Source organism: Paraburkholderia sp. BL10I2N1 (genome assembly GCF_004361815.1).
Taxonomy (GTDB): domain Bacteria; phylum Pseudomonadota; class Gammaproteobacteria; order Burkholderiales; family Burkholderiaceae; genus Paraburkholderia.
On sequence record NZ_SNWA01000002.1, the window covers coordinates 3,374,817 to 3,387,004 of the forward strand.

At 61.5% G+C, this 12,188-nt stretch carries 11 protein-coding genes and 1 riboswitch; of the genes, 6 read left to right on the forward strand and 5 right to left on the reverse strand.

Annotated elements, in window-relative coordinates:
• Positions 1 to 100: 100 nt before the first annotated feature.
• The 3 genes from B0G77_RS37590 (at position 101) to B0G77_RS37600 (ending at position 3,214) form a co-directional block, all read left to right on the forward strand.
• Entirely contained in the window at positions 101 to 721 is a 621-nt protein-coding gene (locus B0G77_RS37590; RefSeq protein WP_133666779.1) for a TetR/AcrR family transcriptional regulator, read from the forward strand.
• Between the two features lie 68 nt (positions 722 to 789).
• Complete coding sequence (locus tag B0G77_RS37595; protein WP_243751374.1) at positions 790 to 2,265, forward strand: MFS transporter; 1,476 nt, start codon at positions 790 to 792, stop codon at positions 2,263 to 2,265.
• Positions 2,266 to 2,926: 661 nt separating this feature from the next.
• Complete coding sequence (locus tag B0G77_RS37600) at positions 2,927 to 3,214, forward strand: YodC family protein (RefSeq protein ID WP_133666781.1); 288 nt, start codon at positions 2,927 to 2,929, stop codon at positions 3,212 to 3,214.
• Positions 3,215 to 3,339: 125 nt separating this feature from the next.
• Here the strand turns inward: B0G77_RS37600 and B0G77_RS37605 are convergent, their stop codons facing one another.
• The 3 genes from B0G77_RS37605 to B0G77_RS37615 all read right to left on the reverse strand — a co-directional run bounded on the left by B0G77_RS37605 (position 3,340) and on the right by B0G77_RS37615 (position 5,658).
• The gene (locus B0G77_RS37605) at positions 3,340 to 3,972 is read right to left on the reverse strand and encodes a LysE family translocator (protein ID WP_133666782.1); all 633 of its coding nucleotides are present in this window, start codon (positions 3,970 to 3,972) and stop codon (positions 3,340 to 3,342) included.
• Between the two features lie 34 nt (positions 3,973 to 4,006).
• Positions 4,007 to 4,101, reverse strand: a riboswitch (ZMP/ZTP riboswitch).
• A gap of 44 nt (positions 4,102 to 4,145) precedes the next feature.
• Entirely contained in the window at positions 4,146 to 5,300 is a 1,155-nt protein-coding gene (locus B0G77_RS37610; protein WP_133666783.1) for an epoxide hydrolase family protein, read from the reverse strand.
• 28 nt (positions 5,301 to 5,328) lie between these two features.
• A complete protein-coding gene (locus B0G77_RS37615; RefSeq protein WP_133666784.1) occupies positions 5,329 to 5,658 on the reverse strand; it encodes a superinfection immunity protein in 330 nt (109 codons plus the stop codon).
• 163 nt (positions 5,659 to 5,821) lie between these two features.
• Between B0G77_RS37615 and B0G77_RS37620 the strand changes: the two genes are divergently transcribed.
• Entirely contained in the window at positions 5,822 to 7,285 is a 1,464-nt protein-coding gene (locus B0G77_RS37620) for a M20 family metallopeptidase (protein ID WP_133666785.1), read from the forward strand.
• 80 nt (positions 7,286 to 7,365) lie between these two features.
• On the forward strand, positions 7,366 to 8,487 hold the full coding sequence (locus B0G77_RS37625; protein WP_133666786.1) for a malate/lactate/ureidoglycolate dehydrogenase: 1,122 nt from the start codon (positions 7,366 to 7,368) through the stop codon (positions 8,485 to 8,487).
• A 256-nt stretch (positions 8,488 to 8,743) separates the two neighbouring features.
• On the opposite strand, the gene B0G77_RS37630 is transcribed toward B0G77_RS37625, so the two are convergent.
• Positions 8,744 to 9,070, reverse strand: coding sequence for a hypothetical protein (locus B0G77_RS37630; RefSeq protein WP_133666787.1), 327 nt, complete (start codon positions 9,068 to 9,070; stop codon positions 8,744 to 8,746).
• On the opposite strand from B0G77_RS37630, the gene B0G77_RS37635 reads away from it, so the two are divergent.
• Positions 9,053 to 9,940: a crotonase/enoyl-CoA hydratase family protein gene (locus B0G77_RS37635; protein ID WP_133666788.1), complete on the forward strand. Its 888-nt coding sequence runs from the start codon at positions 9,053 to 9,055 to the stop codon at positions 9,938 to 9,940. The genes B0G77_RS37630 and B0G77_RS37635 overlap by 18 nt on opposite strands.
• A gap of 45 nt (positions 9,941 to 9,985) precedes the next feature.
• Here the strand turns inward: B0G77_RS37635 and pdeR are convergent, their stop codons facing one another.
• Positions 9,986 to 11,989 carry a cyclic di-GMP phosphodiesterase gene (gene pdeR, locus B0G77_RS37640; protein ID WP_133666789.1) on the reverse strand — a complete coding sequence of 668 codons (2,004 nt, stop codon included), beginning with the start codon at positions 11,987 to 11,989 and terminating at the stop codon, positions 9,986 to 9,988.
• Between the last annotated feature and the right edge of the window lie 199 nt (positions 11,990 to 12,188).

Genomic DNA, 12,188 nt, shown 5'->3' on the forward strand with positions numbered 1-12,188 from the left:
GTTCGCGAAAGCGTCGCAGACGTGGGGCAGGTGCCAGCTCTTTTGCCTCACGTCAAAAAGCGGGCTTGAATTCTTGAACGATTGGTCATAATATCGATCAATGGACAAGCCCGCCGCTTCGAAAAAATCTGCCGCTGCCCGCGGCCGCCCACGCGAGTTCGATACGGAAACCGTGCTGGCGAACGCGAGCGAGGTGTTCTGGAAGCACGGCTATCACGCCACCTCGATCGATGACCTTTGCAAGGCCACCGGCGTGCTGCGCGGCAGCCTGTACGGTGTATTCGGCGACAAGCACAGCATCATGCTGGCGGCGCTGGATCATTACGCAGATGGTTCGGTTGCGCGGCTCGTCGAGCGCCTCAATGCCAACGTTCCGCCGGAAGAGGCATTGCGTAACGCACTGATGCACTACGCCCGGGCCGCTTCGGCGCTGAGCGGACAACGTGGCTGCTTCATCACGAACGCCACCCTTGAAATGCTGCCGGGCGATGAGGTGCTACGTGCACGCATCGAATCGATCCAGCGCCGTACCGCCACCTTGCTGGCAGCCGCGGTCATCCGCGGGCAGGCCAGTGGCGCATTCAGTTCCAGTCTCGATGAAAAAGCCGTCGGCGATTTTCTGCTGTGTATCACGCAAGGCTTGCGTGTACTCGGCAAAGTGCCGCGGGACGAAGCTCAGCTGAGCGCCATCGTCGATCTGGCGATGCGCGCGTTGGTCTGAAATTTTTTTGGATAATTGTTGAACGATCAGTCATGAATAGTGAATGCCTGAAGTCCGCCAGAGTGGGTATGACAGAGTCAGCAACCAGCCCGTTCGTGGCAGGCGCGCCGCCTGCCGCGTCTCCCCAGCGTTTCGAGCGCCAGGGACTCGCGCTGGCCGTGCTCTTCATCGGCGCGTTTCTGGCGCCACTCGATTACTTCATCGTTAACCTGGCGCTGCCATCGATTCATGCCGGCCTTGGCGCCACCGACGCGCAGCTGCAACTGATTGTCTCGGCGTACGCGTCGGCCTACGCGGTTTTGCTGATTACGGGCGGACGGCTTGGCGACCTGTTCGGCCGCAAGCGGATGTTCATGGCCGGCATGGCGGGGTTTGTGATCGCGTCGGCGTTGTGCGGCTTCGCGACGAGCGGCCACGCGCTCGTGCTCTCCCGGATCGTTCAGGGGATTGCGGCGGCCGTGATGGCGCCACAGGTGCTCGCCACGATCCGGGCCGTCGTTCCGGCGCACCAGCAGACCAAAGTGATGAGCTTCTACGGCTTTGTGTTCGGACTCTCGTCGATCGCGGGCCAGCTCGGCGGCGGCGCCCTGATCACTTACCATCCGTTCGGCCTCGACTGGCGAATCATCTTTTTGATCAACATCCCGGTTGGGCTGGTTGCGTTCTTCGGAACGTGGAAGTTCGTGCCGGAAAGTCAGCCGGCTGTTCGCACGGGTGTCGACTTGAAGGGGGTCGCGCTGCTGTCGCTGCTGCTGTTGCTGATCATCTATCCGATGACTCACGGGCGGGAAGCCGGCTGGCCCGCATGGACGTTCATGATGTTCGCGCTTAGCCTGCCCGTGCTGGCGTTATTCATCGCGACGGAACGCGGGATCGAGCGCGCAGGCGGCCACCCGCTCGTCGATCTCCAGTTGTTCCGCAACCCGGCTTTTGCGATCGGCCTGGTGCTCGCATTCCTGTTCTATTGTGAAAGCGCATTTTTCCTGACTTACGGTATCTATCTGCAAACCGGCCTGCGCTGGACACCGCTCGAGTCGGGCATCGCCATCATGCCGTTCGCGGCGGGTTTCATCGTCGGTCCGTTGCTGTCGCCGGTTGTCGTGCGGCATATCGGTGCCCACGTCCTGACGCTCGGGTTCTCGATGCTGGCGGTCGGTTTTTCTGTGACGACATGGGCCGCTGGCCAGAGCGCCTTGCCCGATCTGATCTTTTACGTGAGCCTCGTGTGCGCCGGCATCGGACACGGTCTCGTGCTGCCTTCGCTCATGCGCATCGTGCTCGCCGAAGTCGTGCCGGAGAAGGCCGGGTTGGCATCGGGCGTCGTCTCGTCGACGCTGCAGATAGGCGCCGCGTTCGGCACGGCCGCGATCAGCGGCGCGTTCTTCGGTGTTCTGGGCCAGCGCGCGACGCCAGAGGCATACGCCCAGGCCTTCCAGTTCTGTATCGGCATCACCGCGGCGTTGCTGGTCGCTTGCATTGGTTTGAGCGTGCTGCTGGTGAGACATCAGCGTGCTGTGCTGCAGCGAGCCCAGCCCGATCGCTAACGGGCGTGTTGCAGTGTTCCTCCGCGAATACTGCAATGCGGAAACGTTTTCAGCGTTTCATCTAATCAAATAATGGCGGTTTGCTGCGATCATTGATGCACCATGTATTTATGGGTGATGAAAAAGAGGGTATCTATTCAAAATAATATCGATTTCATGGCCGTCTGGTTTCGCATGTCTGACAAATGGCGGTAGTGTGTTTTACGACTTTAAAAAGTAACCAGGTGGTTTGTTTTTATTCTGGCGGTGCTAGACAGATAAGCCGTGCGGCGGTGCGTCACAGGTCTGGGGCGTGGCGGAGGGCTAATCCACGCAGCAATAAAACCGTATCTTTAAAAATCACTTGCTTCAAATAAATTCAATTGTTAATCTTGACTCGTCTTTTAAATCGCTCGCCTATCCGGTGGTTGTGAGTCCGGCGATAAACAGTTTTGCGGTCGAAATGTGGGTTATCCCTGGCAGTCGGTCGCTTCCTGGTTTTCATCATCGGCATTCACCGGTTTTCTGGTTCGGGCGTTTCCGACCTCGCTGTCAACTGTGTTGTTAGCCCATTTTTTGAGGCTGACGGATAGTCTGTCTTGCCGCGCGGTTGTTGCCATAACGGCGCAAGCCGCGGCCAGGGACAGCAGGGGCGCAATGATGCTTTCGTACCGGGGATCCCATGCTGACCGCTACCTTCGACACATCTGACACGCCGCAAACCGCCTCATTCAGCGTTGGCGACGTGGTGACGCTGAGGTCAGGCGGCCCACGCATGACGGTGACGCACGTCGGTCCCGTCGCGTTGGTCGAAGGCGACTGGCTCGTGTGCCAGTGGTTCGACGATGATGGCGAACTGCGCCAGGAACTGTTCGAGCCAGACAGGGTGCGGCTCGAACCGCGCTCCATTCCGGCGGGCTCGGTGCAGTTGCAGAAATTCGCCCGCTTCGGATATTCCGGACGCGCGTGACACCAGGGTTCACGCTCCGCTTCAGTTCTGCAGCACGGCTGCATTGACACAGCCGCGGTAAATCCGCGCTTTAGATGCGGCCGCTGCACCATGGCACGCGGCACTCAATCTCCGGCAATCGCAGACTAACGACGCGCCTCGGTCGCCATCCGCACGGCGAGGCCGGCGAGCACGGTGCCCATCAACCAGCGCTGGATGACGACCCATGTCGGACGCCTGGCAAGGAATGTGGCGATCGACCCTGCCGTCACCGCAACGATCGAATTGATCGTCAGACTGAGCGCGACCTGCACGACCCCAAGTGTCAGCGATTGACCGAGCACACTGCCGTGCTCCGGATCGATGAATTGCGGCAGCAGCGACAGATACAGCACCGCGATCTTCGGATTCAGCAGGTTGGTGACAAAGCCCATCGTAAACAGCTTGCGCGGACTGTCGGCGGGCAGGTCGCGCACCTGGAACGGCGAGCGGCCGCCGGGCTTCACGGCCTGCCATGCAAGCCAGAGCAGATACAATGCGCCGCCAAAGCGCAACGTGTCATAAGCGAATGGCACTGCCAGCAGCAGCGCCGTGATTCCGAACGCTGCGGACAGCATATAGAACAGGAAGCCGAGCGCGACGCCGCCAAGAGAAATCAGACCGGCGGTGCGCCCCTGGCAGATAGAGCGGGAAATCAGATAGATCATGTTCGGGCCTGGCGTGAGCGCCATCCCGAGCGCGACGAGTGCGAAGGTCAGCAGACTGGAAGTGTGCGGCATTGCAGGGTTCCGTAGAGGTTGATCCAGGTTGATCAGGCAATGCCCAGGCGCGCGGCGCAACGCGAGCGGGCTCGCGGTCCACGTTCCCCGATGGTGTTTCCATCTTCAGCGCCAGTTACGCGGACCGGGTGATTATATCCACGGCGCAGGAAGACGCGCACCCGGCGTCCATGTCAGCGGCGCAGCGGCCGGAAGAAGCGGCGGATTTCTTCGGCGAGCAAGGCCGGTTGTTCCATCGCGGCAAAGTGGCCGCCGCGCGGCATGTCGGCCCATTGCGCCACCTCGAACACGCGTTCGATCCACGACCGCGGCGGCCGGCTGATCTCCTTCGGAAAACGTGCAAAGCCGAGCGGCGGGCGCACGCGCTGGCCGGTTGCAAAACGCAGCGGCTGCTGACGCATCTCCCAATAGAAGCGCATTGACGAACCGATGGTTTGCGTATGCCAGTAGAGCGACAGGTTCGTCAGCAGTTCGTCCTTCGAGAACTTGCTCTCGACGTCGCCATTGCAATCGCTCCACGCACGGAATTTCTCGACGAGCCAGGCGGCGAGACCAGCAGGCGAATCGTTCAGCGCCGTGGCGAGCGTTTGCGGCTTTGTGCTGTGCACGTGCGCGTAACCGCCTTCGAGTGCGGTCCAAGCCGCCTTTGCATCAAGGAACGCCTGCTCCTTTCCCGAGACGGGCGGATCGTCCATGGTGAGTGGCGGCTCGTACGAACCCGGCAGATAATTCAGGTGCAGGCCGTCGACTTGTTGCGGATGCCGGTACGCAAGGGCGATCGAAACCGCAGCGCCGAGATCGCCGCCTTGCGCGCCGAAATGCTCGTATCCGAGCCCGCGCATCAATTCGACCCATAGGTCGGCGGTCGCAAAGGCAGAGATGCCGGACTTCACGGGGCGCTCCGAAAAACCGAAGCCGGGCAGCGAGGGCACAACGACATCGAACGCATCGGACGGGTCCGCGCCGACCGACGCCGGATCGCACAGATGAGGCAGCAGGTCCAGGAATTCGATGAACGACCCGGGCCAGCCGTGCGTGATGACGAGCGGGTAGGGCCGCGGCCCGACGCCATGGCGATGCAGGAAGTGCATATTCAGCCCGCCGACCCGCGCCATGAATTGCGGCTCGCGGTTTAGCCGTCGCTCCGCGGCGCGCCAGTCGTAACCCGTCGCCCAGTAGTCGGCCAGTTCGCGAAGATAGGCAGGATCGACGCCGAGCGCCCAGGGTGCGCCGTCATAGTGATCGGGCCAGCGCGTATGCTTCAGACGCGCGCTGAGCGCGACGAGCTGTGTGTCGGGTACGGTGATCTCGAAGGGCGTCACCTGCATCGCACGATTCTCCTGTCAGTTGCACGTTTCATTTCCTGGGTCTTTCGCTCTCTTCGCGCGCTGCATTGCGTGTGGCGCGCGCCCGCACGCGTGCGGCAAGCTGCGTCGAGAATACGCGAAGCACGACGTTGCGGCGGTTCGCGACGACTTCGCCTGCAACGTTCCCGGGCGGATCGGGTTGCAGCGCCCAGAACAACGCGAGCAGCCAGCCGAATACCGTCCAGCCGAGGCAGGCGTTGAAGAGCGCGATAACCAGAAGGTCGTGGCGCTTGCGCCGGTCCGCAAGAATCGACGGCAGGAAGTAGAGCGCGAGTGCGAGCCCCGCCGCGATGACCTGAACCACGATGTTGCCACCCATGAGAGGCTCCTGATGGCGTAGGGCGTAGGGCGTATCGTCCGATTGTCGCTCGAATGAAAGAATCGCGCAGCTTCCCGTTTGACGCCAGTCGGCCATCCGGCCAGTGCCGGGCGTTCCTGAACGGGTCTATCATTGTCGTTTTGAACGTAATGGACCCGCCACCATGATCTCTGACGACACCGCCCAGCACGCTCAACAGATTAATCACGATGCGCTTCGTGAATTCGTCGACCGCAAGTGGAACGACGAGATCGTACCGGCGCTCACTGACTATATTGCGGTGCCCGCGAAGAGCCCCGCTTTCGATCCCGACTGGGCGGAACACGGCTTCATCGAGCGCGTGGTAACCGACGCGGCGCAATGGGCAGAGCAACAACCCGTGCGCGGTCTGAAACTTGAAATCGTTCGCCTCCCGGGCCGCACGCCGGTGATTTTCTTCGAAACGCCGGCAACGCGTTCAAACAGCACCGACACGATCGTGCTGTATGGGCACCTCGACAAGCAGCCGGAATTTGCAGGCTGGCGCAACGACCTCGGGCCGTGGACGCCGAAGTTCGAAGACGGCAAGCTCTACGGCCGTGGCGGCGCGGACGATGGCTACGCAATCTACGCGAGCCTCACCGCGCTGGCGGCGCTCGACGCACAGGGCATCGAACGCCCGCGCTGCGTCGGCATCATCGAAACCTGCGAGGAGTCCGGCAGCTACGATCTGCTGCCCTATGTCGACGCATTGCGTGACCGCCTCGGCAAGGTCGGACTGGTCGTCTGCCTCGATTCGGGCGCCGGTAACTATGACCAGCTCTGGCTCACCACGTCGTTGCGCGGCCTCGTCGCGGGCGACCTCGAAGTGCAGGTGCTCGACGAAGGCATTCACTCGGGCGGATACGGTGGCATTGCGCCGTCGAGCTTCCGCATCATGCGGCAACTGTTCGAGCGGCTCGAAGATGCTTCGACAGGCAATCTGCTGCCGAAGGGTTTTCATTGCCCGATTCCGCCGAACCGCCTGCTCGAAGCCGGGGCCACAGCCCACATCATGGGCGACGACGTATGGAAAAAATTGCCGTGGGCGTGCGGCCAGGATGGCCGTCAGGTATTGCCTACGACGACGGATCCCCAAGAGGCGCTGCTGAATTCGACATGGCGTCCGTCGCTGTCTGTCACGGGTGCATCGGGTCTGCCTTCGCTTGCCGATGCGGGCAACGTGCTGCGACCGCGCACCGCGTTCAAGCTTTCGCTGCGGCTGCCTCCGCTGATCGACGCGGTGAAGGCTGTCGCCAAACTAAAGGCGCTGCTCGAATTCGATCCGCCGTACAACGCGAAGGTGACGTTCAAGCCGGATCCGGGCGCGGCAACCGGCTGGAGCGCGCCCGACCTTGCCCCGTGGCTTGCGTCGGCGCTCAACGGCGCGTCGCTGCAACACTACGGCGCGGACTGTGCGTACATGGGGCAGGGCGGTACGATCCCCTTGATGAACGTGTTGCAGGAGGGTTTCCCGAGTTCGCAGTTCATGGTGTGCGGCGTGCTCGGGCCGAAGTCGAACGCGCATGGGCCGAATGAATTCCTCCACGTTCCATATGCGAAGAAGCTCACTGCGACCGTCGCGGAAGTCATTGCCGCCGCGCCCTGAGCGGCGCGCATGACGTCAGGTCCAGACGAACCTGGTGCATCACGCATCCCACGTCTCTTTTTTGCGAGTCAAGCCGACGCATGAACGACCAGTACGCTACCCAGTCAATGTCCCTCCGCATCGCGGCCGGTCAACTTCACGCCTTCGTGCGGGCGATCTGGGAACAGGCGGGTAGCGCGCCGCGCGAGGCGGAACTGGTCGCCGATCACCTCGTCGCGTCAAATCTGACCGGGCACGACTCGCATGGCGTGGGCATGATCCCGCGCTATGTCGCATCGCTGCGCGAAGGCGAACTGCAACTGAACCAGCATGCGGATGTGGTGCGGGATGCGGGCGCCGTGCTGACCGTTGAAGGCGGCAAAGGCTTCGGTCAGGTTGTGGCCTTCGAGGCGATGGAACTCGGCATCGAGCGCGCAACGAAGCTGGGCCTGTGCGCGGTCGGACTGCGCGGAGCGCATCACATTGGGCGCATCGGACACTGGGCTGAGCAATGCGCGAAGGCAGGGCTCGTGTCCTTCCATTTTGTCAACGTGGCGGGCGATCCGTTGGTCGCTCCGTTTGGAGGCGCTGACCGGCGCATCGGCACCAATCCGTTTTGCGCGGCGTTTCCCAGCACCGGCAGGCCGCCACTTGTTCTCGATTTCGCGACGAGTGCGATCGCCTACGGCAAGGCGCGTGTCGCCTATAACCAGGGTAAGCGCACGCCGGTTGGAACATTGATCGACCACGAAGGGCGTCCGAGTATCGAACCGAAGGTGATGATGGAGGAGCCCTTCGGCTCATTGATGCCAATGGGCGGCCACAAAGGCTTCGGGCTCGCGGCGATGTGCGAGATATTCGGTGGCGCTCTGTCTGGCGGCTATACGACACATTCCGGCTCGCTTCAGAACACCAGCGCGATCATCAACTGCATGCTGTCGGTGATCCTCGATCCCAAGGCGCTCGATGCGCCCAACGCCGGGGCCGAAGCGGACGCGTTCGTCGAATGGGTCAAGGCGTCTCCACTTGCGGCTGGGACCGATCGCATCTACGCGCCAGGTGAACCAGAACTGGCGATGCGGGCTGAACGCGGCGAGAAGGGCGTGCCGGTTGATCTTGCGACGTGGCAGCAGATCCTCGACGCCGCGCGCGACTCCGGCATGCCGGCGGCAGACATCGAAGCGTGGTCCCGGGGGGCGCGGTCGAGTCATGGCGTGAGGTGAACGTTGTTGAAAAACGCGCCTTTCAGCTGCGCACGGCTCGCTGCGTGAGACTGCTCGAATCGTTGTTTAAATTGTATTAGTTGTATTAGTTGTATCAGTCCGGTCTGCCGCATTTCATGGGCACGCACGGTCGTGTGCGGACTTGTCCCCTTGCGGTTAGAGATCGGCAATTTTTGCTCGATATGCTCCATGATCAAAAATCACACTCAGTGCTTCGATTGCGGAGACACCAGAGCAAAAAAAGCGCGCGGATTCCTTATGCAAATCGAATAAAAAGTAATCGCTGGTGTGAAGCAAGCCCCATCGCCTTCCAGAGTAGACCCACGATTCGTTCCTTGAGCGGCCTCTCTAGCGCCGCAACCCACGCATCCGACCCCCTGCCCCGGTCCGCAATCGTTTGCGCGCCCGGCACCCGCCCACCAACTGCAAAAACGCATACACCTTCAAGAGCAAAACGCATATAGCGATTTGCATTTTTCTGTTGCCAATCGCGCCCCACGGAATTCAGGTCTGTTTTAGGCTCGTATTGCTTTACCTGTGTATAAAAACTTGTTAAGGACCGAAAATGAATCTCCGTCACCATCACGCCTGCCGTCCGTTTCTCGAAGCGGGCAATCTGTCACAAATTTCCGCTTACTACGAAGAAGGCCGCAATGTCATGTGGATGATGTTGCGTGCACAGCCACGGCCATGTTTCAACATTGAGGTGGTCCATGACATCCTTGCGCTCGCGCGTTCGGCACGCGAGTCCGGTTTGCCGATCGACTTCTGGGTGACGGGCTCGCTGATTCCGACGATGTACAACGTCGGAGGCGATCTCGACTTCTTCTCTGATGCTATCCGCACGGGCAAGCGTGAAGCACTGATGTCATATGCGCGTTCATGCGTCGATTGCGTGCATGCCGCGGCGCGTGGCTTCGATACCGGCGCGATCTCGATTGCGATGGTCGAGGGCACGGCACTGGGCGGTGGCTTTGAAGCAGCGCTTGCGCACCATTTTCTGCTGGCGCAGAACGATGCGCGCATGGGCTTCCCTGAAATTGCGTTCAATCTGTTCCCGGGCATGGGCGGTTATTCGCTCGTCGCACGCAAGGGGGGCATGCGGCTTGCCGAGGAACTGATCGGAGGCGGCGAATCGCATACGGCGGAATGGCACGCATCGAGGGGGCTCGTCGATCAACTGTTCGAACCGGGCGACGCGTACATCGCGACGCGCACTTTCATCGACACGATGCGTCCGAAGCTGAACGGCATCCGGGCGATGGTGCGTGCGCGTCAGCGGGTGCTGCAACTGTCGCGCGCGGAGCTGATGGAGATCACGGAAGACTGGGTCGAGTCGGCCTTCACGATCGAGGAAAAAGACCTCGCGTATATGGAGCGCCTCGTGATGCTGCAGAACCGGCGCTCGTCCAATCTGCGTACGAGCCCGGAGCCCAGTATGAATGTTGCCTGATGGTGTGGTTGTGGAAGTAGCGTGAAAAACAGCAATTGCGGAAGATCAGGCAAGCAGTCTGATCTTCTGCCGGTCCCGCAGCCACTGCTCGAATTGCGCAGCCGGCATAGGCCGGCCGTACAGGAAGCCTTGTACATAGTCCACTCCGAGTCCTTTCATGAAGAGCTCTTCGGTTTCGTTCTCGATGCCTTCGGCGACCACCTTGAAATCCAGTTCCTGCGCCACCGCGACCATCGAACGCACGAGCGCCTGAGCTTTCACGTCCGCGTTGATCGAGCGCACGAAACTGCGATCCAGCTTGATTACGTCGAGCGGAATCCGGCCGAGCTGCGAGAGTGACGAGTAGCCGGTGCCGAAGTCGTCGAGGTGCACCTGGGCACCGAGTTCGCGGAACTGCGTGATGAGGTCGATAGCGGCGGCTTCGTCTTCGATCAGGCAGCTTTCGGTCAGCTCCAGATCGATCAGGCACGTGTCGAGATTCGCGCGCTGCAGCGCCTCGCTGAAATGCCGGACGACGGCCGTGTCGACCAGCTGGCGAGCCGACACGTTAATGGCGACGCGCAGATCGAGCCCTTGCCGCTGCCATTCTGCGGCCTGCAATGCGGCGGTCTGCATGACCCAGCGGCCGAGCGGCCCGATCAGGCCCGACTCTTCCGCGTAACGGATGAACTCGGTCGGCAGGATCTGGCCGCGCTCCGGCGAGTTCCAGCGCACCAGCGCTTCGACACCCTCTACGGTGCCCGTGGCGAGCGCGAGCTTCGGTTGGTAGTGGAGCGTGAACTGGCCTTCGTCGAGCCCGCGCCGCAGGTTGGTGTCGAGCCACATGTACTCGGCAACCTTGCGGTCCATTTCCGGCGAGAACACGCGGCAGGTGCGCTTGCCTTCGTCCTTCGCGACGTACATCGCGGTGTCGGCGGAGCGGATCACCGATTCGAGGCTGTCACCGTGTTCGGGGTACAGCGAAATACCGATCGAGCAGCCGGTGTAGACCTCGACCAGTCCGAGGCTGAACGGTCTGCGCAGGCGTTCGAGGATGCGCGCGGCGGTGGCTTCGAGCAACTCGCGCGTCGCACCGGTCATGAGGACGATGAATTCGTCGCCGCCGAGGCGTGCAATGGTCTCGCTTTCGCCGAGACAGCCATGGATCGCAGCGGACACATCCTTGATCAGCCGGTCGCCGAACACGTGGCCGTAGTGGTCGTTGACTTTCTTGAAGTTGTCGAGATCGAGAAACAGGATGCCGACCGAGGTGCCTTCTTCCGCCGCTTCGATCGCCGCGCGGATCTTGTCCTGGATCGCATTGCGGTTCGGCAGGCCGGTGAGCGAATCGGTATTCGCCAGTTCCGACAGGCGCGCCTGCGCACGGCGTTCTTCGGTAATGTCGGTGCCTGCGCAGATCAGGAAGCGCTCGTCGACGCCGCTGCCGCTTTTCACGAACTTGTTGCGAAACAGGAACAGGCGTTCGCCGTGAACGGTCTTGACGACCCGTTCGACTTCATAGGACACGCCGCGATTGAAGAAACCGCTGATGTTGTAGCTCGACGCCGCGCCGTCTTCGGACGACATGAAGAGGGTCCAGACGTTGCGGCCGATCACATCTTCTTCCTTCATGCCGGACAGTTCTTCGGCGAGCCGGTTGAAGCGCTGGATCCGGCCGTTCTGGTCGACGATCACGACGAGGGAATTGACCTCCGACACGACGTGCTCGGCAAACGAGAGGCCGTGCACGAGGTCTCGCGCAACGGATTCGGTATCGGCGTAGGCGGATGCGGTGCCGGCCCATGACTTGCTGTTGAGCTTCTTGCCAACCAGATGCAGGCGCAAAGGTTCGCCAAACAGTTTGATGTCGAGTGTGAGGTGCGACGTAATGCCAGTGAGCCGGCGGATCTGCCCGGCCTGCTGGCCGGTGAGGGTGATCGCGACGTCGGCCGGGCCCGGCCCCGTGTCGGCGGTCAGTTCAAGCGCGTTGCTATCGCTCGACAGGCGCCAGCACGGACTGCTCGTGCCGAAGTGCGCATAGAGCGTCTGATGTTGCTGGTCGTCGTTCATGGCGTCCCCCGGGCAGGCTGAGCCGTCAGGCCTGCTATTGACGCAGGCGAGTTGTCGGGCGGCAAACGGTCTTCCGTCGAAGGTTGGCTTCATTGTATCCACGCGGCCGGATTGCGGGCTTCGCACGAGTTAACGGCTGTCTGCATCGATTCTTTAATGACTGTTCATTTTAACGCCTGCGTATTGTAAGCTGACCAGA

Excerpts from the sequence above, each read along its gene's own strand:
- B0G77_RS37590 (WP_133666779.1), top strand. The coding sequence starts at position 101 with ATGGACAAGCCCGCCGCTTCGAAAAAATCTGCCGCTGCCCGCGGCCGC.
- B0G77_RS37595 (WP_243751374.1), top strand. The coding sequence starts at position 790 with ATGACAGAGTCAGCAACCAGCCCGTTCGTGGCAGGCGCGCCGCCTGCC.
- B0G77_RS37600 (WP_133666781.1), top strand. The coding sequence starts at position 2,927 with ATGCTGACCGCTACCTTCGACACATCTGACACGCCGCAAACCGCCTCA.
- B0G77_RS37605 (WP_133666782.1), bottom strand. The coding sequence starts at position 3,972 with ATGCCGCACACTTCCAGTCTGCTGACCTTCGCACTCGTCGCGCTCGGG.
- B0G77_RS37610 (WP_133666783.1), bottom strand. The coding sequence starts at position 5,300 with ATGCAGGTGACGCCCTTCGAGATCACCGTACCCGACACACAGCTCGTC.
- B0G77_RS37615 (WP_133666784.1), bottom strand. The coding sequence starts at position 5,658 with ATGGGTGGCAACATCGTGGTTCAGGTCATCGCGGCGGGGCTCGCACTC.
- B0G77_RS37620 (WP_133666785.1), top strand. The coding sequence starts at position 5,822 with ATGATCTCTGACGACACCGCCCAGCACGCTCAACAGATTAATCACGAT.
- B0G77_RS37625 (WP_133666786.1), top strand. The coding sequence starts at position 7,366 with ATGAACGACCAGTACGCTACCCAGTCAATGTCCCTCCGCATCGCGGCC.
- B0G77_RS37635 (WP_133666788.1), top strand. The coding sequence starts at position 9,053 with ATGAATCTCCGTCACCATCACGCCTGCCGTCCGTTTCTCGAAGCGGGC.
- B0G77_RS37630 (WP_133666787.1), bottom strand. The coding sequence starts at position 9,070 with ATGGTGACGGAGATTCATTTTCGGTCCTTAACAAGTTTTTATACACAG.
- pdeR (WP_133666789.1), bottom strand. The coding sequence starts at position 11,989 with ATGAACGACGACCAGCAACATCAGACGCTCTATGCGCACTTCGGCACG.